The organism is Micropruina sp. (genome assembly GCF_047602385.1).
Taxonomy (GTDB): Bacteria; Actinomycetota; Actinomycetes; order Propionibacteriales; family Propionibacteriaceae; genus Micropruina.
Map to the genome: position 1 here is coordinate 158448 of NZ_JASGHL010000004.1, position 24981 is coordinate 183428.

Here is a 24981-nt window from a genome sequence, read left to right on the forward strand (position 1 = left end):
ACTACCCTTGGGCCGTCACCCACGATCCGAGGAGATCCCGCATGGAGCTCGATCCGAAGCAGTTCCGGACGCCGGAGCAGTGGCGCGCCATGCTCACCCCCGCGGAGTACCACGTGCTGCGCGAGGCCGGCACCGAACGCGCGTTCACCGGCGAGTACACCGACACCACCACGCCGGGCACCTATCACTGCCGGGCGTGCGGCGCGAAGCTGTTCACCAGCGACACCAAATTCGAGTCGCACTGCGGCTGGCCGTCGTTCTTCGCCCCCGAGTTGGAGAGCGTCCGCTACATCGAGGACCGCTCGCTGTGGCAGGTCCGCACCGAGGTCCGCTGCGCCACCTGCGACTCGCATCTGGGGCACGTTTTCACCGGCGAGGGCTACGACACCCCCACCGACAAGCGCTACTGCATCAACTCGATCTCGCTGGTGCTTGAGCCTGAGCGGCCCGCATCGAGCTGAGTGTCGAGCTGACGTCCGCCCGGCGCGTCCACCGGGCGGTCGGCGATCCCACGGCTAGATTCGCCTGCGTGGGAGGAGCGCGAAAGACCATGGCGGGTAGTCCCGGGTTGTTCGACGACGCGGTGGCTGCGCTGCAGGCCATGCACTGGCGCCCCGAACTGGTGATCGAAGAGATCCCCGCGCCGCAGCGGATCGCCCCGCACGCGGTCGCGGTGTCCGCCGAGGTTGTCTCCGGCGGCGAGGATCTCGGCAACGGACGCCTGGTGCTGCTGCACGACCCGGCCGGCAACGCCTCCTGGGACGGCGATTTCCGCTGCGTCACCTACGCCCGCGCTGAGGTGGACGCCGAAATGGTCGTCGACCCGCTGCTCACCGAGGTCGGCTGGTCCTGGCTGACCGACGCACTGGACCGCTACCACGCCGGCTACACCGCGCCGAGCGGCACCGTGACCGCCGTGTCGTCCCGCGCCTTCGGTGCGATGGAGGCCGATCCGCCGCGCGCCGAAATCGAGATCCGCGCCTCCTGGACGCCGCTGGTGACCTCCGCGGACGACATCACCCGGCACCTGATGAGCTGGTCAGAGCTGTTGTGCACCACCGCTGGCCTGCCCCCGCTGCCTGAGGGCGTGGTGGTGATGTCGGCGCGGCGGCGCCGGTGACCGAGCAGCCCGCCGACGACCTGGTCGTCCTGGAGACGCCCGCGGACGGCGTCCCGGACGTCACCGACAACCCCGAGGGACTGGCCGCGGCCACCGCCGCGCTGGTCGCCGGTACCGGCCCGGTCGGCATCGACACCGAGCGTGCCCAGGGTTTCCGCTATTCGGCCCGGGCCTACCTGATCCAGCTGCGCCGCGCCGGCGCCGGCACCTTCCTGCTCGACCCGATCCCATTCACCTCCGAGGACCAGCCGGCCGACTTCAGCGACCTGGCCGACGCGCTGGCGGACGCCGAGTGGGTGCTGCACGCCGCCACCCAGGACCTGCCCTGCCTGGCCGAGGTCAAGCTGCTGCCCCGCCGGCTGTTCGACACCGAACTGGCCGCCCGGCTGCTGGGGATGCCGCGGGTCGCGCTCGGCACCCTGATCGAGGAGGCGTTCGGGCTCACCCTGCGCAAGGAGCATTCGGCGGCGGACTGGTCCCGGCGTCCGCTGCCACAGGAATGGCTCAACTATGCGGCTCTCGACGTGGAGTTGCTGGCCGAGCTGCGGGACTGGCTGGATGACCGGCTACAGGCCGCCGGCAAGGCCGAATGGGCAGCCCAGGAGTTCGCCCATCTGGTCGAGCGGGCCGGGGTTCCGGCCCCCGCCCGGACCGATCCGTGGCGGCGCACCTCCGGCCTGCACGCCGTCCGGACGCCGCGGGCACTGGCCGTGGTCCGGGAACTGTGGCAGGTGCGCGACCAGTTGGCGTCCTCAATGGACCGCGCGCCCGGCAAGGTGCTACCCGACCGGGCGATCAGCGCGCTGGCGGCCCGGGCCAATCCCGCCGAGGTGCGGCGTCTCGGCCCCGCCGATCTGGCCGCGGTGCCCGAGTTCGCCTGGCGCTCCCCGTCGCGCTACCGCGCCCGCTGGCTGGCCGCGCTGGACCGGGTGGCGGCGCTGACCCGGGAACAGTTGCCGGCCCGCCAACTCGCACCGGACGGACCGCCGCCGACCCGCACCTGGGAGATGCGCAATCCCGAGGCCGCCGCACGCTGGGACGCCGTCCGGCCCGCGGTGGTTGAGCGCGCCCAGCAACTCGACCTGCCGGTGGAGAACCTGATCAGCCCGGACGCCCTGCGCCGGCTGCTCTGGGAGCCTCCCGAGCTGACCGCGGAGGACGTGGACGCCGCGCTGGCGGCCGAGTTGGTGCGGCCCTGGCAGCGCGAGTTGCTGGTTCCGCTGATCCTCGAGCGGCTCACCGCGTCCTGACCGTCCGGTGCATGAGGGCCGGCCACTCTCTGCTCAGAGGTTCCACAGGTAGGGCTGCGGAACCTCTTATAGTGAGCGGGTGTCAGATCCGGGCCACTGGCCGAGCGGTGTGTTCGGTAACCAGCCGCCACCACCTCCTCCCGAGCGGCGACGGTCCTGGATCGCCTCGCTGCTGAGCATCACTGTCGTGTTGGCGCTGGTGACTTCCGCAGCGGTGATCGGACGTCCGAACAGCGGCCAAGGCTTCCCGGTGATGCGCTATCTGCCGCCCTCGGGGGGCAGGGTGGTGCTCGGCAGCGCCAACGCGCCCGACGAGGTGCAGGAGTGGGCGACGCTCGGCGGCCTGGCCCCGCTGACCGGTGGACCTGCCGCCTTCCTGCTGGCCGGGCCCGATCTGGAAACTCTGACCGCCACCACCTGGACGCGGATGAACTCGGTCACCGCTGACCCGTCCGGCCGAGTGGCGAATCGCGCCAGCTACCTGTTCGCGGTGGGAACCGACGGGCTGGAACTGCGGGTGGAGAGCGGACCGACGAGCTTCACCGCCTTTACCCCGGGCCTGGCGCTGCTCCGTGGCGGTACCGACCAGTCCTGGACGACCACCGGCACCATCCAGCGCGGGACCACCGGCCTGACAGTGACCAGAACCCTGCCCTACCACGCCGAAGTCACCAATCGGCAGGTCGAGAACGGTTGCGTCGTCGCCGCCAGCCGGCTGACCATCGCCCGCGAGCCGGTGACCACGAGCGAGTTGACCTGGTGCCCCGGGCGCGGCATCACGGCCAGCCGCCGGGACGGCATCGAGCGGGTGGCCGTCGACCGGCCGCCGCGCTGGGTGGGCAGCCTGACGCCGTCCGTTCCGTCGCCGCCGACGCTGGACGGCGGATGGTCCTTCGAACGGCGCCGGCTGCTGCGGTCGGTGCGATACACAGTGCGTCCCGCGGTGCTTTCGAACGGACTGGTGGCCTATCCGGGCGAGGTGGCGCGTGACGTGATTGCCCGCGCGGCCGACGGCGACGAGAGCGCCGACCCGCGCTGGACCGCCCACCCGGGCGGCACCATCACCTCGATGCTGGGCGCCGGCTCGGTGATGGTGGTGACAACCACCGAACGCCGGGTGGTCGGTTACGGCGCCGACGGCCAGTTCCTGTGGCAGGCCGCGCTGAACGACGTCAGCGCCGTCCCGATCACCCGCCTGGCCGGCCTGGCGGTGGTGACAGCCCTGGACGGATCGGTGACCGCGTTCGACCTCGCCACCGGCCGCATCGCCTGGACCGGTTCGACTCCGAACGAGATCCGCCTGACGCCATCGGTCACCGGTGACTCCGTGACCGTGCTCGATCAGGCGGGCAACCTGGTCACCTTCGCCGCCGACGGCACCGTGAAGGACACCCTGCAACTCGACCAGCCGGAGAGCTTCGCCGTCCTCGGCGCAGTGGTGGTGGTCGCATCCCGTCAGGACCGGTTCGTCCGTGGCTACCGGTTGAACGACGGCAGCCTGCTCTGGCGGCGGCCGGTCCCGGGCGGCCGCTGGTCGATGACTCCAGCCGGCGACCGGGTGCTCATCCGGCAGTCCGACCAGGTGTTGGCTTTGGCGCCCGACGACGGCCGGACGTTGTGGGCGGCGCCGTTCCGGGTGACCGATCTGCTGGTGGTCGGCGACCGCGTGGTGTTCACCGACCGCACCAGCATCAAGCTCTACGACCTGACCGGAACTGAGCTGGCGTCTCAGGTCACCCAGGAGCCGGACCTGTTGGCCTCGCCCGGCGCGATGCTGGCAGCGATCGAGGGTTCGCCGGTGATGTTCTTCGGCGACTTCGTCTATCGGAAGGTGCGACAGTGAGGACGTTGAGCGGGCTGGCCGCCGTGCTGCGGGACCTGGTCTGGCTCACCATCGTCCAGCCCGTCCAGGAGGGGCGCCCGCGTTCCGCGGGCTGGCCCACCGGCCTGGCCGCCATCGTGGCCGCGTCCCTCACCCTCTACGTGGCGGTCGGGGCGGCCGTGGTCTTCGCCGGTCCGCTGCGCGCGGCCGATGTGCTGCTGATCACCTCGCAGGGCTTCACGCTGCCCGACCTCGGCGCCTGGTTGTGCGTCGCCGGTGCGTTGTTGTCGTTGGCGCTGCTGCAGACCGCCGCGCTGCATCTGCCCTGGTGGGTGAAGCTGATCTCACTGATGGTCACGATCGCGGTGCTGCTGTCGATGAGCGTCACCGCGATCTCCGACCCGCTCAGCCTGCTGCCGGGCCTGGTCAGCGTCCTGGTGCTCCTGGTGATCACCATCGCCCGCTGGCGCTCGGCCTTCGCCTGGTGGGAGTTCGTGGTGATCGCCCTCGCGATCGGTGTCGCCTTCTTCGCCCCGGTGGCCAGCAGCTCGAGCCTGCGTGGCTTCAACGTCGACATCCGCGGCACCCTGGCCGAAGGTGCGCTCGGCTTCATGGGGCCGCTGGCGGTCCCGGCTTTCCTCGTCGCCGGCGCGGCACTGGCCCAGATCGCGGTCGGAGCGTCATTCGCCGCAGTGGCCTCCAGCCTGCGCTCGCTGCCCAAGGGTGCGCTGCGCGGCGCCGGCATCATCCTGGTCGCCGCCGCCGTCGCCCAGCTCGTCGCCGCGGTCCCGGACCAGGAGTCGGGGACGGACGGCTGGATCGGCTCGGCAGCCTGTCTGGTGCTGGCCGGATCGCTGATCGCGCTGGTGCTCGGCATCGCCGGCCGCGCGCCGTCCTGGAGCGACCTGGACGAGGACTCGACCCGGCTGAACTACCTGATCGCGATCACCCTGGTCGCCCAGCTGCTGGTCTCGCCGCCGCTGTTGGTGCTGCGCGAGATCGGGCGGTTCGCCGGTCCGGAGTGGCTGTTCGCGTCCACCGACGGCTTCCTGACGCTGGCCGGGACGGACCGCGCGTTGTCGATCAGCCGGCTGGTCATCGCGCTGGCCGGGCTGCTGCTGACCCTTCGGCTCGCCCGCCGCGGACGGCCCTGGGCGGCGATGTTCCTCAGTTGCCTGACCGCTCTCACCGCGTTCAACCTGCTGCGATCGTTCGGCATCCAGAGCTGGACCGACAACGACGTCGATCAGATGTCGATGCTGCTGCTGGCATTGTTGCTGCTGACCGCCGGCGTGACCGCGCTGACCGGCCGGCTGACGGTGCTCCGTTCGGCGGCGCTGAGCTCGGCCATCGTGTTGTGCCTGGTCTTCCCGCACCGCTCGATTCTGGATGATCCGGTCAGTGCCGCGCTCGGCTTCACCGGCATCGGCGCGGTGCTGTTCGGCCTGGTCTTGCGGCTGCTGACCGAGGGCGACATCACCCAGGAGGGGACGCCCAAATGGCCGGTCCCGGGCCGGGTGCTGCTGTACTGCGCGAACTCCCTGCTTGCAGTGACGTCGGCCGCCTATGTCGCACTCACCCGGAGCAGCGGGTCCAGCCAGGACATCGCGGTCTTCGCCGACCTCGGCGATTTCCTGCTCGGCACGCCGCTGTTCCTCACCGCAGTGATCGGCTGTCTGGCCATCGCGCTGGCGCCGTCGCGTCCGGTGTTCGGCTAGCCGCTTGCTCTCTCGGTACGCCTTGGGAAATCGCTTTGGTCAGTACTACCCAAGGGCTGGCGATGTCGAGATCGCCCGCCGCTCGAGGGAAACCTCACGAGTTTCGAGTCACGACACGAGATCGGCGAGGTTTCCCTCTATCCGGACGCGATGTCGAGATCGCCAATCACCCCGGGACGCCTGCCCGATGGCCGGCGTGATGGGATGCCAGGCATCGACTGAATGCGATGCGTCAGCCGCCTGGCTAGGTGTGACTAACCGCGCAGCCCGGAGTCCACCCGGACAGCGAGGGCGAGCACCAGCTCAGGCGTGCGGCCCGGTCTCGGCAGCGATGGACGGCTGAGCTTCGCCGGACAGCACCGCCTCGGTGGCGAACCGGGCGATCTGCTGGGCGGTCAGGCCGAGGTCGGCCAGGATGCCCGGCCGGGTGCCCTGGTCGATGAACCGCTGCGGGATGCCGAACTCCCGGACGTCCGCCGACACTCCGGCCAGCCGGCATTCCTGGGCCAGCCGGGAGCCCAGCCCGCCGGCCAGGCCGCCGTCCTCGATGGTGACCACGAGTTGATGCGCCCCCGCCAACCGAACCAGGTCGGCGCTCACCGGCAGCGCCCACACCGGATCGACGACGCGGACGCCGATGCCCTGCTGGGCGAGCCGGCTGCCGACCTCGACGGCGATGCCGGCGAACTGCCCCCAGCCGATCACCAGCACCCGTGGGTCGCCGTCCTCGAAGAGCACGTCGACGTCGCCTTCGGCCCTAACCGCCGGCAGCGGCGCCGGCAGCGGATCCTTGGAGAACCGCAGCACGCTGGGTCCGTCGTCGATGTCGACCGCGAGTTCCAACGCCTCCTGTAGCCGCTGCTCGTCGCGCGGCGCGGCCAGCCGCAGCCCGGGCACCAACCCGAGCAGGCCGAGATCCCACATGCCGTGGTGGCTGGGGCCGTCCGCCCCGGTGATTCCGGCCCGGTCGAGGACGAAGGTCACCCCCTCGCCGTGCAGGGCGACGTCCATCAGCACCTGATCGAACGCCCGGTTCAGGAAGGTCGAGTACAGCGCGACCACCGGGTGCAGTCCGGCCCTGGCCAGCCCGGCCGCGGACGTCACCGCGTGCTGTTCGGCGATGCCGACATCGAAGGTGCGGTGCGGGAAGTGCCGGGCGAACCGGGTCAGCCCGGTGGGGTGCAGCATCGCGGCGGTTATCGCCACCACCGAGTCGTCGGTGGCGCCGATCCGGGCCAGCTGCTCACCGAAGGCGTCCGTCCAGGTGCGCGGCGCGGAGGTGCCCAGCGGCGTGCCGGTGACGTGGTCGATCGGTCCGACGGCGTGGAATCGGTCCTCCTCGTGGGCCTCGGCGGCCGCGAACCCGCGTCCCTTCTGGGTCAGGCAGTGCACGATCACCGGCCCACCCGCGAAGCGCCGGGCCTGCTCCAGCGCCCGTTCGAGCGCACCGAGGTCGTGGCCGTCGATCGGGCCGAGGTATTTGATGCCGAGGTCGGAGTACATGCCCTGCGGGGCGAGCATGTCCTTCATGCCCGCCTTGAGGCCGTGCATCACTTCGTAGGTCGGCTCGCCGACCACCGGCGTCCGGCTGACCCAGCGCTTGATGGTGGCCAGGGTGCGTTCGTAGCGGCGGTCGGTGCGGATCGCGGAGAGCTGCTGACCCAGGCCGCGCAGCCGGTTCGCCAAGCCGCCGATGGTCGGGGTGTAGGAGCGGCCGTTGTCGTTGACCACGATCACCAGCCGCAACTCGGGTTCGACGGCGATGTTGTTCAGCGCCTCCCAGGTCATCCCGCCGGTCAGCGAGCCGTCGCCGACCACCGCGACCACCGTGCGGTCGTCCACCTCGCGCAGCGCAAAACCCTTGGCCAAGCCCTCCGCCCAGGACAGCGACGAGGACGCGTGCGAACTCTCCACCCAGTCGTGTTCGGACTCCGCCCGGCTCGGGTACCCGGACATGCCGCCGGGCTGCCGCAGCGTGTCGAAGCCGGCCTGGCGTCCGGTCAGGATCTTGTGCACATAGCTCTGGTGGCCGGTGTCGAAGATGATCGGGTCGCGCGGCGAGTCGAACACCCGGTGCAGCGCGATGGTCAGCTCGACCGCTCCGAGGTTCGGGCCGAGATGGCCGCCGGTGCGCGAGACGTGTTCGATCAGGAAGGCCCGGATCTCGCCGGCCAACTGCTCCAACTCCGCGGGCTTGAGGTCGCGCAGGTCGGCGGGTTGGGTGATCCGATCGAGCAACGGCATGGCCATGAGTCTACGTTCGCCCGCGCCGAGGGAGTATTCGGACGTGCGGGTGCGGCGCCCGGGGCGCGCGAAGAAGTCCTCTTGGCACCGGGCCGCGCAACCGGCAGGCTGAGCCAACGGCCGCGCCACCAGGAGGAACAGATGACCACACCGGACGTCGAGATCGTCATCGTGCTGGACTCGGTCGACCCGGACGCGCTGGCGCCGTTCTGGTGCGAGGCGTTGCGCTACCGGCGGCTGGACAGCGTCGAGCAGTACGCCGTCCTCACCCCTGCTGAGGGCGGGAGGGGACCGATGATGCTGATCCAGGGCGTGTCGGAACCCAAACAGGGCAAGAACCGGATGCACCTGGATCTGCACGTGCCCGACCTCGCCGCAGAGGTGGACCGACTGGTCGCACTCGGTGCGCAGCGGATCGGGGACGGCGCGATCGGCGACTCGATCCGTTGGGTACGGATGCTCGACCCGGAGGGCAACGAGTTCGACCTGGGCAGCGCCTGAGCCGATCCCGCACCGGTCCCAACCCGGTCACCGTGTCGGGGACAGCGCCCCCATCGTCGGAACGAAACGCCGTCCGCGCAACGCGTCTTCGACCATCCCCACCTCACGGCGCATCCGGGCCAGGTGCGCCAGTTGCTGCGACCAGACCTCGACAGCACCGGCAATCACCTCCGGCTCGACGTGGCCGGTCAAGTCAACCCTGACCTCGGCAAGCCCGTCCCGACTCGCCCGTTCGTGAGCCTCGACGAAAACCGCGGCGAACCGGGCCAGCACCACCGGGTGCCGCCGCAGCAGCCGGTACCGGCGGTAGTCGGCGGGACAGCAGTCCAGCAGGAACTCCACAGCGGTCAACTCCCAGTCCGGGGCCCCCGGCGGACGGACACGCTCGGGCCAACCGGGCGGCGCGAAGCCGTTGGGCTCTCGTCGCTCGGCCCGCGGCCAGGGATGTTCTGCTCGCATCGCCGCCTCCTGTCATTATCGAACTTTTGTTCGATTGTAGACGACCCGATGACCTTCGTCCAGAGGCGGAGCTGGATGGTGCGGCCCCCGTCGGTCGACCTTGTCGAGACCATCCCAGGAATGAGGCCCGGCAAGCTCGACCGGCCGCAGGGTCAGCCCGCGCCGGTGACCAGCCAGGCGTCACCCCGCTCCCGCAGCCGCAGCATCAGCGCCCGGATCGCCATGAAAGCGGTGAAGCCGAACCAGAGAGCGACGGTCGCTACCACCGGACCCTGCGCGGCCAGGGCGTCCGCGTTGAGCCGCAGTACCGCGACGACCGGCAGGTAGCCGAGCAGCACCAGCACCATCCCGACGGCCAGCCAGCGGGCGTCGCCGGCGCCGATCAGCACGCCGTCCAGAACGAACACGTAGCCGGAGACGGGTTGGCCGACGCCGACGACGATCAGCGCCGCGATCACCGCCGCCTGAACCTGCGAGTCCGCCGAGAACAGTGGCGCCACCAGCGGGCCGGACGCCGCGACCACCAGACCGACCACCGCGCCGCCGACGATCCCCCACCGGACCATGGTCGCCGTCGCCTCCCGGACGCCCGCGACGTCCGCCGCGCCGAGGCCCTTGCCGGTGAGCGCCTGGCCGGCGATGGCGAGCGCGTCCAGGGCGAAGGCGAGCAGGGTCCACACCGTGAAGGCGACCTGATGGGCTGCCAGCGGCACCTCCCCCAAGGACGCGGCGACCCAGGTGGTCAGCAGCAGCACGGCGCGCAACGCCAGCGTCCGGACGATCAGCGGGACGCCGTTCACCGCGGCGGCCAGCACCCCACCGGGATGCAGCCGCAGTGTGGCGCCGGACGCCCGGAGCCTCACGAACCAGACCGCGACCAGGGCGGACGCCATCGCGCACTGGGCGATGACGGTCCCCCAGGCCGACCCGGCGATGCCCCAGCCGAGGCCGTAGACCAGCGCGACGTTGAGCACCGCGTTCAGGGTGAAGCCGGCCACCGAGACGATCAGCGGCGTCCGGGTGTCCTGGACGCCGCGCAGCGCCCCGGTGATCGCCAGGACGACGAGCATCGCGGGCAGCCCCAGAGCCGAGATCCGCAGGTAAACACTCGCGTGCTGCAGCACCTCGCCGTCGGCACCGAGCGCCGCACACAACGGCTCGGCACCAAGCGCCACGCCGATGGCGGCCAGCACGCCGAGCACGGCGGCGAGCACCGTGCCGTCCATTCCCGCCGAGATCACCCGGTCGGTGGCACCGGCGCCGAGTGCCCGCGCCACCGTGGCGGTGGTGCCGTAGGCGAGGAACACGAACACCCCGACGGCGGTGGCCAGCACCGACCCGGCCACTCCGAGACCGGCGAGTTGCGGCGTCCCGAGGTGCCCGATGATCGCCGAGTCCACCAGCAGGAACATCGGTTCCGCGACCAGCGCGAAGAACGCCGGGACGGCGAGACCGAGGATCTGCCGGGTCAGCGTGGGATTGCGCACCGGATCAACGTAACCCCGATCCGGGCGCCGGGAGTGCGACATCCGAAAGGCTCCGCCTTACAGGCCACGTCCTATCTGCGGGGTGCTCCGCCCAGGGACGCCCAGCCGGGGATCCGGAATAGAAGCGTCCGATTTCCCGACGTGATACCGATCAGATTTCGTCGAGGTACTTCGGGCGAGCCTTCATGGCGTGAATGATCAACTCGTGGCCATCATCAAAGGTCAGCGCAACGAGTTCAAGGAGACGCCCCGCCGGGTCGGAGCCGAGCATTAGCCAGCGGCGGGATCATCGTCATCGAGCGGGCGTGAATACAGCACGTGAGCGGCCGCGTAGAGGACAGCGGCATCGTCGAGCCGGTCACGGCGGTAGTGCTTGCGGGCAGAACGGTGCAGCTCAGGCAACGTGCGTCCACTCGCGCACTGCAGCCCGAATCGCGTCGGAGCGGGTCGCGATCCCCTCGGCCTCGGCTCGCGCGGTCAATGCGGCAAGTGTCGCCGCATCGAGTCGGACGGGCACGACCACGCCGGGCCCATCACCCAACGACGGGCGCCCACGACGCGGCTTTGGGAGCTTGGACAGGTCGTAGCCGGCTTCGGCCTCATCAGCCCAGGCCTGAATCTGCTCGTCGGTTACCGGCTTGCCATGCAGAAGGCGATCGCTCACAGGATTAGTGTATACGAAACACATCTTTCCGTATACGAAATGTGCGATATGCGTCGAGTCTCGTGGGCATCGGGCTGATGCCGGCCGACGCCCACCTGCGCCGCAGGACTCGTCGCAGCAGGGCCGAGGAATGAACCAGGTCGCGCCATCGGATGCACTCTGGCGTCGTGCCGCGGCGGACAGTGCTCCGGCCACCAACGTTCGCCTGGCGAGCGGCGCCCGGTCGGATGCCTCGCAAGCCCGACGAAGGAGTCATACCGGGTTGTCTGGCGACTGAGGAGACGCAGCGAGTCGCCGTCCGGGCGTCGCGCAGCGGGCGAAGGTTGGTGGCCGGGGCACTACCGACGGCGTCCCAGCAGCACCATCAGCAGGGCCGAGAACACCGATCGCAGCGACCGACGACCCCAGCCAGGACGGCGCCACGAACCCGATCGCCGAGGCCAGCTCCACCCAGGAGGACGACCATCCGGGAACCATCCCCGGGTTGATCAGCTGATAGACGACGAATCCGCCGGCCCACGCCACGACCGGCGCCCAACGCAGCCGGGAGGACTCGCTGACGTCCCAGCGTCCCTTGCTCACGATCAGGAAATCGGCCGCGGCTACGGCGAACAGCGGCACGAACACCGATCCGATCAGGAACAGAAAGGACTGGTACTGGCCGAAGTCGAGCAGGCCGGCCAGCAGCGTCGCCAGCACGCCGACAGCGACCGCGACCACCCGCCGGTCGAGATTCGGCGCCAGGTTCTGGATCGACATCGTCGTCGAGTAGACGTTGGCGAACGCCTCGTCCACCTCGTCGATCAGCAGGATGCTGAGCGCCACCGCACCGGCCGGCAGCGCGATCAGCGCACCCAGGACGTCGGTCGCACCCAGGTGGGCCACGGCGAGAACCCCGAGCGTGTAGTAGGCGACGGCGGCCAGTCCGTAGCCCAGCGCCGAGCCCCAGAAGGCGGCCCGGCGGGTGCGCGAGTGCCGGCTGTAGTCGGCCGCCAGCGGTGCGAACGAGACCACTCCGGCGACCGCCAGGTCGACCGCGGGCCAGAAGCCGAGCACGGCGTCCTGGCTGATCTCGCCGGCCGGCCGGATCAGCACCTGGACGAACAGCACCACCGAGGCCACCAGCACCAGCCAGACCATCACCTTGCGCAGCAGTCGGACGCTGCCCAGCGGCCGGACGGCCATCGCGGTCGCCACCGCGCCGGCCAGCAGCACGAACGGCCAGCGCCAGGCGTCCCCGACGATGGCGGTCGCGGCGGTCGCGATGACGATGATCTCCATGGTCGCCCAGCCGATGTTCTGGCCGATGTTGAGCAGCGTGGGCACGACCGAGGCACGGCGTCCGAGCAGCCCGCGCAGCGACACCATCGCCGGCACGCCGGTGGTCGCGCCGAAGACCGCCGAGGTGCCGAGCAGGGCCGCACCGATGCCGCAGCCGAGCACGATGGCGGCGATCGCCGTCCAGACCGAGCCGGTGGTGGCCGCGATCAGCGCGCCCGTCAGCGGTCCGAACAGGCTGATGCCGAGGTTCGCCCACATCGCGAACTGGTCGAAGAACCGCAGCGGACGCGGTGGGCTGTCGGTGAGCACCACCGGCGCCTCGACGCGCTCGTCGGTGACGACGCGCTGGCTTGTGGTGGACACGATGGTCGGATCGGACGTCGCCATGGGGCGCAACCTCCCTACGCCGGCATTACCCGGACAGGTTCAGTCGGTCGGCGGACCCGCGCTCAGCACTCCGCCCTCTCAGCCCGCCATCTGGTGCGAGCTCCCGAAGCTTTGTTGGTGAGGACACGCTAGCGGCCCCGGGACGGCACCGCATCCGTCTCAGCTTCTCCAGCACTCACCGCTGGCTGAGGCAGCTCGTCACGATCTCGACATCGTCACGAAGTGACGGCCTAACCACACGATTTCGGGTTGCAGCGCGAAATCGTGTGGCCAGCGCGAAATCCTGGCACGATCCCGAGATCGAGACCCAGTTCGCGCGGGCATCCCCGGAAGCCGGGATCTCAGTTCAGGCTCACAAAGTCCTTGGACCACTCGGGACTATTCGCCGACGGCCAACTGTCGTCTCAGTTCGGAGGTCAGCCCGCTGACGCTGACCTCAGCCCGTGGACGGATGAAGGTGCCGGGCGTCACCGCGACACGCTGCAGTTCGATTCGCCGCTCACCGTTCATCGCCACCTGAACGCCGTCCAGTCGATAGCCGCAGTGACGGGAAACGGCCAACGACGCCTTGTTGTCGACGGCGGCGCTCGATTCTGCCCTCAGCGCGCCAAGATGATCGAAAGCCAACACCAAGATCATCTGCCGCATCAGCGTGCCGATACCGCGCCCCTGCGCGTCCAGCCGCAGGTAAGACCCAGAACTCACCACCCGGAGCTTGGCAAAGCTCGTCGCATCGACTCCGTCCGCCGTCACGGTGAGCCCCAGTGGCGGGTACAGCTCAGCCAGCACGTCTCGCTTCATGCGCAGTGACCCTATGGGCACCCACGAAGCGACCCCGAGATCGAGATGGGTCGGCTCCCGCCAGTCGCTGCCGCTTCGCCCGGTCGGAGATCCCGGGGCAAGCCCGGGATGACGAGGAGTCGGGACGCCGTCCACGCTGAGGAGGTCTCGACAAGCTCGACCAACGGTGGTTGGGCTCGCCTAAACCAAGGACGTCTTGAACAACAGAACGGCTCAGGCGGCGGCGAATCCGTACCACCAGACGACAAGGGCGAGACCCACCGCGGCCAGGCCGAGCAGACCGAAGCGTTGCTGGGCGGGCAATTTCTCGTGCCCCAGCGGTGCACTGGCGATGGCCGCGACCGGTGGCAACAGCACCAGCGCCGTCCACCACCACCACTCACCGACCGCGGCAATCATCATCAGCGGCGAGTAGCCGGCCAGGTACGCCACCCAGAACCAGATCCCCAGCCGGCCGATCGCGGACGCCGGAAGCATCGCCAGCAGGTAGCCGGCCATACCGATCAGCACCATCCAGCCCAGCCCGCAACTGCCGTTGTCGCCGGGGCACAGCACCGGCAGCAGCGCGCCGCCGAGGGCCAGCGCAAGGCCGGCCCCCACCACCGCGGCCAGCGCCGCCAGCATCGACCACGCGGCCCGTTCGGCCAACTCGGAGCCGATCCCGCGCTGGGCGGCACGGACGACACCCGCGGGCTTCGCCTTCGGCCGGGCGAGGGGACGCGCCTGCTTCGGGGCCGTCGGACGTGGCTTGCCCACGGTCGCCGCACGCGCCGCGATCTCGCGCTCCCGGCGGGCGCGTTCCGCCTTGTCCAACCGCTTGGCCAAGTCAGGCCTTGAGCAGGCTGCGCAGCACGTACTGCATGATGCCGCCGTTGCGGTAGTAGTCGGCCTCGCCCGGGGTGTCGATCCGGACGATGGCGTCGAACTCCTTGTCGTCGGCCTTCACATGCACGGTCTTCGGCGTCGTGCCGTCGTTGAGCTCCTCGATGCCGGTGAAGGTGAACGTCTCCTCACCGGTCAGGCCCAGCGATTCGGCGTTCTCACCCTCGGGGAACTGCAGCGGCAGCACGCCCATGCCGATCAGGTTCGACCGGTGGATCCGCTCGTAGCTCTCGGCGATGACCACCTTGACGCCCAGCAGCGCGGTGCCCTTGGCCGCCCAGTCCCGCGACGAACCCGAGCCGTACTCCTTGCCGGACAGCACCACCAACGGGACGCCGGCCGCGGCATAGTTCTGGGCCGCGTCGTAGACCGTGGTCACCGGGGCGTCGTCCACCGTGAAATCGCGGGTGAAGCCGCCCTCGGTGCCCGGCGCCAGCTGGTTGCGCAGCCGGATGTTCGCGAACGTGCCGCGGATCATCACCTCGTGGTTGCCGCGCCGCGAGCCGTAGGAGTTGAAGTCCTTGCGCTCGACGCCGTGCTCGGTGAGGTACTTCCCGGCCGGGCTGTCGGCCTTGATCGAACCGGCCGGCGAGATGTGGTCGGTGGTCACCGAGTCGCCCAGCTTGAGCAGCACCCGGGCGTCCGCCACGTCCGAGACCGGCGCCGGCTCGGCCGGCATGTTCTCGAAGTACGGCGGCTTGCGCACATAGGTCGAGTCGGCGTCCCACTCGAAGACCTCACCGGTCGGGGTCGGCAGCGAGCGCCAGGTGTCGTCGCCGGCGAACACGTCGGCGTAGCGGCTGGAGAACATGTCCGCCGAGATCGAGCTGCTGACCACCTGCTCCACCTCTTCGGTGGAGGGCCAGATGTCGCGCAGGTAGACCGGCTCGCCGTCCGAACCCTCGCCCAGCGGCTCGTTGAGCAGGTCGATGTCCATCCGTCCGGCCAGCGCGTAGGCGACCACCAACGGCGGGCTGGCCAGGTAGTTCATCTTGACGTCGGGGTTGATCCGTCCCTCGAAGTTGCGGTTGCCGGACAGCACCGAGGTGACCGCCAGGTCGGATTCGTTCACCGCCGCCGATACCTCCGGGATCAGCGGGCCGGAGTTGCCGATGCAGGTGGTGCAGCCGTAGCCGACCAGGTCGAAGTCGAGCTTGGCCAGGTAGGTGTCCAAACCCGAGCGCGCGTAGTAGTCGGTGACCACCTTCGACCCGGGCGCCAGGGACGTCTTGACCCACGGCTTGCGGCTCAGGCCCTTCTCGACGGCCTTCTTGGCCAGCAGTCCGGCGCCGATCATCACGCTCGGGTTGGACGTGTTGGTGCAGGACGTGATCGCCGCGATGGTGACCGCGCCGTGATCGATCGAGAAGCTGGTGCCGTCGGCCAGGGTGACCGGCGTGACGTGCGAGGGACGTCCCGGTGAGGCGGATGCCGCCGCCCCGTAGTGATGCGGCTCGGGCGACTCGTCCGCGCCGGCGTGGCTGGGGGCGTCCGAAGCCGGGAAGGTCTCGGCCACCGCCTCGTCGTAGCCGGTTTCGTCGTCGCCCACGTAGTCGCGCAATGCCTCGTTGAAGCCCTCCTTGGCCTCGGCCAGCAGCACCCGGTCCTGGGGACGCTTCGGCCCGGCGATCGAAGGGACGATGGTGCCCAGATCGAGCTCCAAGTACTCGGAATAGCGCGGCTCGGCGTCGTCGGCGTGCCAGAGTCCCTGCGCCTTGGCGTACGCCTCGACCAGCGCGATCTGCTGCTCGTCGCGTCCGGTCAACCGCAGGTAGTCGGTGGTCTTGGAGTCGATCGGGAAGATCGCGATGGTCGAGCCGTACTCGGGGCTCATGTTGCCGATGGTGGCCCGGTTGGCCAGCGGCACCTCGGAGACGCCTGGGCCGTAGAACTCGACGAATTTGCCGACCACCTTGTGCTGGCGCAGCATCTCGGTGATGGTCAGCACCAGGTCGGTGGCGGTGGTGCCCTCGGGCAGCTTGCCGGACAGCTTGAAGCCGACCACCCGCGGGATCAGCATCGACACCGGCTGGCCGAGCATGGCCGCCTCGGCCTCGATGCCGCCGACGCCCCAGCCCACCACACCCAGGCCGTTGACCATGGTGGTGTGGCTGTCGGTGCCCACACAGGTGTCGGGGTAGGCCTGCAGCACACCGCCCACCTCGCGCGGGAAGATCACCCTGGCCAGGTGCTCGATGTTGACCTGGTGGACGATGCCGGTGCCGGGCGGGACGACCACGAAGTCGTCGAAGGCGCCCTGACCCCAGCGCAGGAACTGGTAGCGCTCACGGTTGCGCTGGTACTCGAGTTCGACGTTGCGGGCGAAGGCGTCCGGGGTGCCGAACAGGTCGGCCACGACGGAGTGGTCGATCACCATCTCGGCCGGCGAGAGCGGGTTCACTTTCTTGGCGTCACCGCCCAGTTCGGCGATCGCCTCGCGCATGGTGGCCAGGTCGACCACACAGGGGACGCCGGTGAAGTCCTGCATGATCACCCGGGCCGGGGTGAACTGGATCTCACGATTGGGTTCGTCGGACGGCTCCCACTCCCCCAGCGCGCGGATGTCGTCGGCGGTGATGTTGGCGCCGTCCTCGGTGCGCAGCAGGTTCTCCAGCAGCACCTTCAGGCTGAACGGCAGGGTGTCAGAACCCGGTACCTGGTGCAGGTCGAAGATCTCGTAGTCGGTTCCGCCGACTTCCAAGGTGGTCCTGGCGCCGAAACTGTTCTTGCTCATGCGTGCCTCCTTGGATCGCCGTCCGAAAGTATCTCGATGTCGAGATATTAGCGCGGTCGCTTGCCTGCGGCAAAGCCTAGACCCGCCGGGACGGGGCCGGCACTGCCGCAGCGGTACGCGGGGACGGTTCTTTTCGGTCCATATCCACTGCTGCGCTGGTACGCGGGGACGGTTCTTCCCGGTTCACCTCCGCCCGCATCCGGTTCGCAATCGACGAGAAGTGACCGGGAGAACCGTCCCCGCGTACCAAAGTGACCGGGAGAACCGTCCCCGCCTACCAAAGTGACCGGGAGAACCGTCCCCGCCTACCAAAGTGACCGGGAGAACCGTCCCCGCCTACCAAAGTGACCGGGAGAACCGTCCCCGCCTACCAAAGTGACCGGGAGAACCGTCCCCGCGTACCACTCACGCTCAGGGGACGTGCAGGATCGCGACAGCTTCGAGGTGCTGGGTCATCCCGAAAAGATCGAACGCCCTGATCGAGGACGCCTCGTAGCCGAGTTCGCCGGCGATGCCGAGGTCGCGGGCCAGCGCCGCCGGGTCGCAGGCGACGTAGGCGATCGCCCGCGGCCGCGTCCGGGCGATCGCGGTCATCACGGCGCTTCCGGCACCGGTGCGGGGCGGGTCGAGGACGACCAGGTCGGCGCGTCCGGGCAGCCGGCGCAGGGTGCGCCCGACGTCACCGGCGAAGAAGGACGCCTCGGGCACGTTCCGTTTCGCGTGCCGGACCGCCGCCCTATTGCCCTCGACGCCCCAGACCCGGCAGCCGGCATCAACCAGCGGACCGGCGAAGACCCCGACCCCGCAGTAGAGATCGAAAGCCCGCTCCCCCGGTTGTGGACCCAGGCCGTCCAGTACGGCGGCAGTGAGCACCTCGGGCGCCGAGGTGTGCGCCTGCCAGAAGCCGTTGGCGGCCACGGTGAAGACCCGCTGCCCGACCACTTGAGTGACCGTGACGTCGGTGTCGGGCGGGAACAGCCGTCCGCCCTCCCGGCTGACCACGCCGAGCAGCTCGGTGCCGTCAGATGGCGCGCCATTCACGACCTCGGACGCCGTGCGCGACGCGGCCGCCCCGGACGAGCGCGCCATCTGACGGGCCTGCCCCGAATCGGCCGGGCCGATCAAGGCGGCACCCGTCGTCCCCGGATCGGACGGCATCGCCGGGTCGGCCAGCGGGCAGCCGCCCGCCGGCAACGGCACCACCTGATGCGACCGGTGTGCCCGCAACCCGAGCCGTCCATCGGTGCCGGTCACGAACCGCATCCGACAGCGTGACCCAAGCAGCGGCTCGACCGGCTCGACCACGCCGTCCCAGTCGATCCCGGCCAGTCGCTGCAGCTGCTCGGCCAGCACCCGCCGCTTCCACTCCAGCTGAAAGGACGGCGCGACGTGCTGCAGGTCGCAGCCGCCACAGCGACCGGCGACCGGGCAGGGCGCGACGACCCGATCCGGTGCGGCGTCCAGCACCTCGACGACGTCCGCCCTGGCGAAACGCCTGGTCACCTCGGTGATCCGCAACCGGACGCGCTCGCCGGGCAAGGCATGCCGGACGAAAACCACCTGCCCGTCCAGCCGGGCCACGCAATGCCCGCCGTGGGCGACCGGCCCGACCTCGACGGTCCCGGTCAACTCCCCGACCTGCACGTCACTCCGACCTGAGATGCTGACCCGACCGCACCGCACCAGTGCCCGGACGCCGCCAAGCCGCCGGGTTGTCCCGCTTGGCGCGGTCGATGGCGAACCGGGACGAGGCCAGCAGGTACGGCACCGAGGTAACCATCACCCCCTGCATGAAGTTCAGCCGGGCCTTGAGGATCAGCGCGGTCTGGTTGTGCAGGATCTGCTCCCACCAATGCCCCACCACGTACTCGGGAATGTAGACGCACACCACGTCGCGCGGGCTGCCGGTCCGCACCCCCTTGACGAAGGCCAGCACCGGCGAGGTCACCTCGCGGTACGGCGAGTCGATCACCCGCAGCGGCACGCCCAGGTCCTCGGCGTGCCACTCGTCGAGCAGTTCCTTGGTCTCCTCGGGATCGACCGAGACGGTGACCGCCTCGATCGAACTCGGCCGGGTGGCCTTGGCGAAGTTCACCGCCCGCACCGTCGGCTTGTTGATCCCGCTGACTACGATCACCGCCCGCACCCGGCTCGGCAGCACGTTGCTCTCGCCGGGTTCGACGGCGATCTCGGCCTCCACCTTGCGGTAGTGGGTGCGGATGGACCGCATCATCACGAACAGCACGGCCATCGCCAGGATCGCGATCCAGGCGCCGAGCAGGAATTTCACCGCCAGCACGATGCACAACACGATCCCGGTGCAGCTCAACCCGATCGCGTTCACGATCCGCGAGCGCTGCATCTGCCGGCGCACCCGCGGATCGGTCTCGGTCTGCAGGTGCCGCGTCCAATGCCGCAGCATGCCCGCCTGGCTGACCGTGAACGAGACGAAGACGCCCACCACGTAGAGGTTGATCAGCGCGGTCACCGAGGCGTTGAAGGCCAGCACCAGGCCGATCGCGGCCGCGGCCAGCAGCAGGATGCCGTTGCTGAAGGCGAGCCGGTCGCCGCGGGTGTACAGCGCCTTGGGCAGGAAGCCGTCCTTGGCCAGGATCGAGCCGAGCACCGGGAAGCCGTTGAACGCGGTGTTCGCGGCCAGGAACAGGATCACGAAGGTCACGATGATCACGAAGTAGAGGCCAGGTGCGAAGTTGTCGAAGACGGTGGACGCCAGCTGCCCCATCGCGGTGCCGACCTCCCGTTCGACGACCTGGCCGTTCTCCAGGAAGTGGCTGTGGCCGTCCGGGTCGACCAGTTTCAGCCCGGTCAGGTTCGCCAGCAGAATGATGCCGCCCAGCATCGACACCGCCACCGAGGCCAACAGCGCCAGCGTGGTGGCCGCATTGCGGCTCTTCGGCTCACGGAAGGCCGGGACGCCGTTGCTGATCGCCTCGATCCCGGTCAGCGCGGCGCAGCCGGACGAGAACGCCCGCGCCAGCAGCGCGACCATGGCGAAGCCGACGAACGGGTCGTAGGCGGCGGCGCCGACGACCTCCAGATGCTTGCTCGGCGCCTCCAGGTTCTCGCCGTTGGCGAAGATCCGGTACAGCCCCCAGCCGGTCATCCCGAGCACGGCGAGCATGAAGCCGTAAGTGGGGATGGCGAAGAAGGTCCCCGATTCCCGGACGCCGCGCAGGTTCATGCTCATCAGCAGCACGATCAGCCCGGCCGCCACCAGTCCCTCGTGGCCCTCGATCCAGGGCAGCAGCGCTTTGGCGTTCTGGACGCCGGACGAGGTCGAGACCGCCACCGTCAGCACATAGTCGACCAGCAGCGCGGACGCCACGGTCAGTCCCGCGGTCGGACCGAAGTTGACCGTGGCCACCTCGTAGTCGCCGCCGCCGGAGGGGTAGGCGTGCACGTTCTGCCGGTAGGACAGCACCACGATCAGCATCACGAACGCCACCGCGACCGCGATCGGCCACGAGTAGGCGAAGCCGGCGATACCGGCCATCGACAGGGTCAGCAGGATCTCGTCCGGCGCGTAGGCGACCGAACTCAGCGCGTCCGAGGCGAAGACCGGCAGCGCGATCCGCTTGGGTAGCAGGGTCTCGCCGAGTTGCCCGCTGGCCAGCTTCCGCCCGACCAGCAGCCGTTTGACGGCACCGGTGATGCTCACGTCCGCTGACTATATGCCGCCTTGGCCGCGATCGGTCCCGCCGTCGCAATCTCAGATCGGCGAGGTGCGCCTCGGCTCGGATCGCGTGGCGACCTCCCGATATCGTCGCCGCGCTCCGCAACTCCGGTCGCCGGGCGACCTCCCTATACTGAGCGGCGGGCAAATCGGTCGTCCACTAGGTCGTCCAGGCAGGAGGCGCGGTCGTGCACATCGTGATCATGGGTTGCGGCCGGGTGGGCTCCTCACTGGCTCGCAGCCTCGAGCGCCGCGGGCATTCCGTGGCGGTGATCGACGCCCTGCAGGACGCCTTCCGCCGGCTCGGGCCGACCTTCCAGGGCAAGACCGTCAAGGGGATGGGGTTCGACCGCGGTGTGCTGATCAAGGCCGGCATCGAGCGTGCGGACGGCTTCGCCGCCGTCTCCAGCGGTGACAACTCCAACATCCTCGCCGCCCGGGTGGTGCGCGAGACCTTCGGGGTGCACAACGTGGTCGCCCGGATCTACGACGAGGGTCGTGCCGAGGTGTACGAGCGGCTAGGCATCCCGTCGGTGGCGACGGTGCGATGGGCGTCCGACCAGGTGCTGCGCCGGCTGCTGCCCGAAGGCGCCGAGCCCGAGTGGCGGGACCCGTCCGGCACCGTGCGGTTGTCCGAGATGCATGTGGACGCGGGCTGGGTCGGCACCACCATCGGGGCGATGGCGGCCGCCGCGCACTGCCCGATCCCCTTCCTGACCCGGTTCGGGGTCGGCCAGGTGCCGTCCGAATCGACGATCTTCCAGGACGGCGACCTGCTCTATGTCGCCGTCCACAACGACCGCGAGGCCGACGTCGAGAAGCTGTTCGGCGTCCCGCCCGCACGGCACTGAGAGGAGCGGACATGCGCGTGGTCATCGCCGGAGCCGGCAACGTCGGGCGGTCGATCGCCCGGGAACTGATCGGCAACGGCCACGAGGTGCTGCTGATCGACCGGCAGCCCGAGGCGATCAAGACCGCCAGCGTGCCGGACGCCGAATGGCTGCTCGCCGACGCCTGTGAGTTGGCGTCGCTGGAGGAAGCCGAACTGGAGACCTGCGACGTCGCGATCGCCGCCACCGGCGACGACAAGGCGAACCTGGTGCACTCGCTGCTGGCCAAGACCGAGTTCGGCGTCCCGCGGACAGTGGCGCGGGTGAACCACCCGGGCAACGAATGGATGTTCGACGACCTGTGGGGGGTTGACGTCGCGGTCTCCACCCCGCGGTTGATGTGCGCCCTGGTCGAAGAGGCGGTGACGGTGGGCGACCTGGTCCGGCTGTTCAGCTTCCGCGGCGGCCACACGAACCTGGTCGAGATGACGCTGCCCGAGACCAGCCCGCGGGTCGGCGTCCGGGTGGCCGATCTGACGCTGCCGGGCGACGCCGTGCTGGTCGCGATCATCCGGGACGGGACGGCGCGCGCACCCGAGCGGGACGGTGCCGTCGAGGCCGCCGACGAATTGCTGTTCGTGGTCGATCCCGACTTCGAGTCCGAGTTGGCGCACTACCTCAGCCCCCGGGACCGCGCCGCGCTGGTCGAAGCCCGCAGCTAGCGCGTCCCCCGTCGGCCTCGACCCCGCTCGGTAGGCCCTCCGCCGCCCCGAGCACCCTGAACCCCTCCCTAACTACCTGTGCCCTCCCACAGGTGGGAGGGCACAGGTAGTTAGGGAGGGCCTAGTCAGGCAGGGGTTGTTGAGCGGGCTCCCGGTGGTTCAGAGCAGTTCGTAGTACGGGTTGTACATCCGGCGCCGGCCGTCCACCCAGGACACCCGGCCGGTGACCTTGAGCTCACGGCCCGCGGTCAGCCCGGGAATCTCGCGGCGGCCCATCCAGATCAGGGTGATGCTGCCGGAGCCGTCCTCAAGCTCGGCCTCGAGCCAGGGGGTGCCGCTGCGGGGCCGCAGGGTGAGCACCGCGATCCGGCCACGCAGGGTGGCGCGCTGCCGGTCGGTGCACTCGGCGACGGTCTGCGCACCCGCTTCCTGGGCGGCCCGGACGGCCTCTTCAGAGTCGAGTTCGTCGCTGGGACGTCCGAACCAGCGCAGCGCGCGAGCGAGCGGATTGCCGGCCACGATCAGGCCTGCGACACCGTCGGCATGGCCATCATGATCACTTCACCGGGCACCATCGGGCCGTCGCCGCGGCGCACCACCACGTTGCGGAAGAACTCCACGAACGGGGCGGAGGCGCCCTCGTCGTCCTCGGTCAGCCCGCCCTCGCCGAGCAGGGTGCCGCGGAGCAGCCAGCGGGGACCTTCGGCGAACCAGGTCCGGCTGACCTGGAACAGCTGTTCGCCGGCCGGGCCCTCAGCCGGCAGCACCCGCCGCAGCTCAGGTCCGAACGGACCGACCGCCGTGGTGGCGCTGCCGCCGGCCTGCTGGGCCTCCTCGGTCAGGTCCTCCAGCAGTTCGTCGGCCAGGCCGCCGCTGGTCGGCGCGGCCAGCAGGGCCAGCTCAAGACCGGTCTGCTCCCAGACCGCGAGCACGGCGATCACCTGCTGGGACGCCTCGTCGACGTGCAACTGCAGGTTCATGCCCTCCCACGGGGTCAGGATCAGCGAGCCGAGGTCGAGCCGGTCCACCTCGTCGGCGCTGAGGTCGACCTCGTCGTGATCGAAAGGGCCGTCCGCGCGCCAGTCGGTATCGTCGGCGACTTCGTCCTCGTCGGCGGCGTCCTCCTCGTCGCTCTCGTCGGCGTCGGCGAGCTCGGCGGGCAGTTCGTCGTCGTCTGCGTCCGGCTCTGCTTGGTCGTCCGCAGCCTCGTCGACGACAGCCTCGTCGTCGACTTCGGTGACCTCCGCGGTGCCGACGGGATCCGCCGCGTCGACGTCAGCCGCGTCCGCCTCGCCGTCGACCGGCTCAGGGTCGGTCACCTCAGGATCGAGGAGGTTCTCCTCCGGCTCGGCGACCGGCTCAGCCTTGGCTTTGCGGCGAAAGATCACGACTTCTCCTTCATCGATTCGGCGGCGTCCAGCCACTCCTTAATACCCCCGGTGGACCCGTGCCCGCCCGTCCCGCGATCGCTGGACGGCAACTCGTCGACCTCGACGAACTCGGCCTGGGCGACCCGCTGCAAGACCAACTGCGCGATCAGGTCGCCGCGCCGCAACCGGACGCCGGCGTGGGTATCGGTGTTCAGCAGGCACACCTTGATCTCGCCCCGGTAACCGGCGTCGACGGTGCCGGGTGCGTTCACGATGGTCAGGCCGTGCCGGGCGGCCAGCCCCGATCGCGGATGCACCAGACCCACCCAGCCCTGCGGAATCGCCACTGCCACACCGGTCCGGACCAGCACCCGCTGACCGGGCTCCACCGTCACGTCCTCGGCGGTGGCCAGGTCGGCGCCGGCGTCGCCGGGGTGGGCGTAGCGCGGCACCGGGACGGAGTCGTCCAACCGCCGCAACAGCACCTGGACGTTCTCGGGCGGGGTCACTCGCCGGAGTCTAGTAGGGAGCGCTCCGTCGTCTCGGCGACGCCCGAGGGCCGGTTGTCCTCGATCGCGCGCAGCAGTTCCTGGGGGTGCCGAGTGGACACCAGCCAGCACAGATGCGGGTCCGCTTCGTCGGCCACGCCGATCAGCACCAGCCCGTTGGTGTAGGGCCGCAACGCCAGGAACGCGTCCTCGCGGGCCAGCACCCGGCCGCGGAGCGCCCGGTCGGCGATCACGGCGGTGCCGACGTAGCGCCACTCCAGCAGGCTGCGGCCGACCCGGATTCCTTCGGCGTCGACCACGATCCGCAGCGCGCCCCAGGCCAGCAGCGTCCAGGCGACCAGCCCGATCACCGCGACCGTGCTCAGCACCAGGATCAGGTCGCCCAGCATGAACGACACCGCGGTGACGAAGGTGAGGCCGAAGAACAGCCCGATCCCCCAGTAGGCCGCGGGCACCCTCAGCCGCTCGGAGTAGCCGGATGCTGAGTCACTGCTGGTCACGTCGTC

22 protein-coding genes and 1 riboswitch are annotated in these 24981 nt (G+C 70.0%); of the genes, 8 read left to right on the top strand and 14 right to left on the bottom strand.

Going from position 1 to position 24981, the window contains the following annotated elements; all coding sequences use genetic code 11:
* The first annotated feature begins 41 nt into the window (after window positions 1-41).
* From msrB to QM711_RS13830, 5 genes are all read left to right on the top strand, one after another.
* Window positions 42-461 (top strand): peptide-methionine (R)-S-oxide reductase MsrB, encoded by a 420-nt coding sequence (gene msrB / locus QM711_RS13810; RefSeq protein ID WP_415100293.1) that lies wholly within the window; start codon window positions 42-44, stop codon window positions 459-461.
* A gap of 68 nt (window positions 462-529) precedes the next feature.
* Window positions 530-1120, top strand: a complete 591-nt coding sequence (locus QM711_RS13815) for a DUF3000 domain-containing protein (protein WP_415100295.1) — start codon at window positions 530-532, stop codon at window positions 1118-1120.
* Complete coding sequence (locus QM711_RS13820) at window positions 1117-2370, top strand: HRDC domain-containing protein (protein WP_415100297.1); 1254 nt, start codon at window positions 1117-1119, stop codon at window positions 2368-2370. Before QM711_RS13815 ends, QM711_RS13820 begins: the two co-directional genes overlap by 4 nt.
* A 79-nt stretch (window positions 2371-2449) precedes the next feature.
* Window positions 2450-4213, top strand: coding sequence for a PQQ-binding-like beta-propeller repeat protein (locus QM711_RS13825; RefSeq protein ID WP_415100300.1), 1764 nt, complete (start codon window positions 2450-2452; stop codon window positions 4211-4213).
* Window positions 4210-5910 (top strand): hypothetical protein, encoded by a 1701-nt coding sequence (locus QM711_RS13830; protein WP_415100302.1) that lies wholly within the window; start codon window positions 4210-4212, stop codon window positions 5908-5910. Before QM711_RS13825 ends, QM711_RS13830 begins: the two co-directional genes overlap by 4 nt.
* Before the next feature lie 303 nt (window positions 5911-6213).
* On the opposite strand, the gene dxs is transcribed toward QM711_RS13830, so the two are convergent.
* Window positions 6214-8154 (bottom strand): 1-deoxy-D-xylulose-5-phosphate synthase, encoded by a 1941-nt coding sequence (gene dxs / locus QM711_RS13835; RefSeq protein ID WP_415100304.1) that lies wholly within the window; start codon window positions 8152-8154, stop codon window positions 6214-6216.
* A gap of 141 nt (window positions 8155-8295) precedes the next feature.
* On the opposite strand from dxs, the gene QM711_RS13840 reads away from it, so the two are divergent.
* Window positions 8296-8655 (top strand): VOC family protein, encoded by a 360-nt coding sequence (locus QM711_RS13840; RefSeq protein ID WP_415100306.1) that lies wholly within the window; start codon window positions 8296-8298, stop codon window positions 8653-8655.
* 27 nt (window positions 8656-8682) lie between these two features.
* Here QM711_RS13840 and QM711_RS13845 read toward each other — a convergent pair whose 3' ends face one another.
* From QM711_RS13845 to QM711_RS13885, 9 genes are all read right to left on the bottom strand, one after another.
* Window positions 8683-9114, bottom strand: coding sequence for a hypothetical protein (locus tag QM711_RS13845; RefSeq protein WP_415100308.1), 432 nt, complete (start codon window positions 9112-9114; stop codon window positions 8683-8685).
* Window positions 9115-9266: 152 nt separating this feature from the next.
* Window positions 9267-10601, bottom strand: coding sequence for an MATE family efflux transporter (locus tag QM711_RS13850; protein WP_415100310.1), 1335 nt, complete (start codon window positions 10599-10601; stop codon window positions 9267-9269).
* 394 nt (window positions 10602-10995) lie between these two features.
* Complete coding sequence (locus tag QM711_RS13855) at window positions 10996-11265, bottom strand: ribbon-helix-helix protein, CopG family (protein ID WP_415100312.1); 270 nt, start codon at window positions 11263-11265, stop codon at window positions 10996-10998.
* 252 nt (window positions 11266-11517) lie between these two features.
* Window positions 11518-12933, bottom strand: a complete 1416-nt coding sequence (locus QM711_RS13860) for a purine-cytosine permease family protein (protein WP_415100314.1) — start codon at window positions 12931-12933, stop codon at window positions 11518-11520.
* A riboswitch (TPP riboswitch) is annotated at window positions 12928-13050 on the bottom strand. (Overlaps the previous gene by 6 nt.)
* Window positions 13051-13311: 261 nt before the next feature.
* Window positions 13312-13734: a GNAT family N-acetyltransferase gene (locus QM711_RS13865; RefSeq protein WP_415100316.1), complete on the bottom strand. Its 423-nt coding sequence runs from the start codon at window positions 13732-13734 to the stop codon at window positions 13312-13314.
* A 213-nt stretch (window positions 13735-13947) separates the two neighbouring features.
* Window positions 13948-14559, bottom strand: a complete 612-nt coding sequence (locus QM711_RS13870) for a hypothetical protein (RefSeq protein ID WP_415100318.1) — start codon at window positions 14557-14559, stop codon at window positions 13948-13950.
* Between the two features lies 1 nt (window position 14560).
* Window positions 14561-17350, bottom strand: coding sequence for an aconitate hydratase (locus QM711_RS13875; protein WP_415100320.1), 2790 nt, complete (start codon window positions 17348-17350; stop codon window positions 14561-14563).
* Window positions 17351-17761: 411 nt separating this feature from the next.
* Entirely contained in the window at window positions 17762-18979 is a 1218-nt protein-coding gene (locus QM711_RS13880) for a class I SAM-dependent RNA methyltransferase (RefSeq protein WP_415100322.1), read from the bottom strand.
* 16 nt (window positions 18980-18995) lie between these two features.
* A complete protein-coding gene (locus QM711_RS13885; RefSeq protein WP_415100324.1) occupies window positions 18996-21029 on the bottom strand; it encodes an APC family permease in 2034 nt (677 codons plus the stop codon).
* 218 nt (window positions 21030-21247) lie between these two features.
* Between QM711_RS13885 and QM711_RS13890 the strand changes: the two genes are divergently transcribed.
* Both QM711_RS13890 and QM711_RS13895 read left to right on the top strand, forming a co-directional pair.
* The gene (locus QM711_RS13890; protein WP_415100930.1) at window positions 21248-21895 is read left to right on the top strand and encodes a potassium channel family protein; all 648 of its coding nucleotides are present in this window, start codon (window positions 21248-21250) and stop codon (window positions 21893-21895) included.
* An 11-nt stretch (window positions 21896-21906) separates the two neighbouring features.
* A complete protein-coding gene (locus QM711_RS13895; RefSeq protein ID WP_415100326.1) occupies window positions 21907-22596 on the top strand; it encodes a potassium channel family protein in 690 nt (229 codons plus the stop codon).
* Window positions 22597-22755: 159 nt separating this feature from the next.
* On the opposite strand, the gene QM711_RS13900 is transcribed toward QM711_RS13895, so the two are convergent.
* The 4 genes from QM711_RS13900 to QM711_RS13915 are packed head-to-tail and all read right to left on the bottom strand — an operon-like array spanning window position 22756 to window position 24975.
* Complete coding sequence (locus QM711_RS13900) at window positions 22756-23088, bottom strand: OB-fold nucleic acid binding domain-containing protein (RefSeq protein WP_415100932.1); 333 nt, start codon at window positions 23086-23088, stop codon at window positions 22756-22758.
* Between the two features lie 29 nt (window positions 23089-23117).
* Window positions 23118-23984 carry a DUF3710 domain-containing protein gene (locus QM711_RS13905; RefSeq protein ID WP_415100328.1) on the bottom strand — a complete coding sequence of 289 codons (867 nt, stop codon included), beginning with the start codon at window positions 23982-23984 and terminating at the stop codon, window positions 23118-23120.
* The gene (gene dut / locus QM711_RS13910; RefSeq protein WP_415100330.1) at window positions 23981-24475 is read right to left on the bottom strand and encodes a dUTP diphosphatase; all 495 of its coding nucleotides are present in this window, start codon (window positions 24473-24475) and stop codon (window positions 23981-23983) included. The genes QM711_RS13905 and dut overlap by 4 nt, the downstream gene beginning before the upstream one ends.
* Window positions 24472-24975: a DUF3093 domain-containing protein gene (locus QM711_RS13915; RefSeq protein ID WP_415100332.1), complete on the bottom strand. Its 504-nt coding sequence runs from the start codon at window positions 24973-24975 to the stop codon at window positions 24472-24474. The genes dut and QM711_RS13915 overlap by 4 nt, the downstream gene beginning before the upstream one ends.
* Between the last annotated feature and the right edge of the window lie 6 nt (window positions 24976-24981).

Bases quoted from the DNA above. Each gene is read 5' to 3' on its own strand.
- QM711_RS13845 (WP_415100308.1), bottom strand. From the start codon at position 9,114: ATGCGAGCAGAACATCCCTGGCCGCGGGCCGAGCGACGAGAGCCCAAC.
- QM711_RS13875 (WP_415100320.1), bottom strand. From the start codon at position 17,350: ATGAGCAAGAACAGTTTCGGCGCCAGGACCACCTTGGAAGTCGGCGGA.
- QM711_RS13895 (WP_415100326.1), top strand. From the start codon at position 21,907: ATGCGCGTGGTCATCGCCGGAGCCGGCAACGTCGGGCGGTCGATCGCC.
- dxs (WP_415100304.1), bottom strand. From the start codon at position 8,154: ATGCCGTTGCTCGATCGGATCACCCAACCCGCCGACCTGCGCGACCTC.
- QM711_RS13860 (WP_415100314.1), bottom strand. From the start codon at position 12,933: ATGGCGACGTCCGATCCGACCATCGTGTCCACCACAAGCCAGCGCGTC.
- QM711_RS13840 (WP_415100306.1), top strand. From the start codon at position 8,296: ATGACCACACCGGACGTCGAGATCGTCATCGTGCTGGACTCGGTCGAC.
- msrB (WP_415100293.1), top strand. From the start codon at position 42: ATGGAGCTCGATCCGAAGCAGTTCCGGACGCCGGAGCAGTGGCGCGCC.
- QM711_RS13865 (WP_415100316.1), bottom strand. From the start codon at position 13,734: ATGAAGCGAGACGTGCTGGCTGAGCTGTACCCGCCACTGGGGCTCACC.
- QM711_RS13890 (WP_415100930.1), top strand. From the start codon at position 21,248: ATGGGTTGCGGCCGGGTGGGCTCCTCACTGGCTCGCAGCCTCGAGCGC.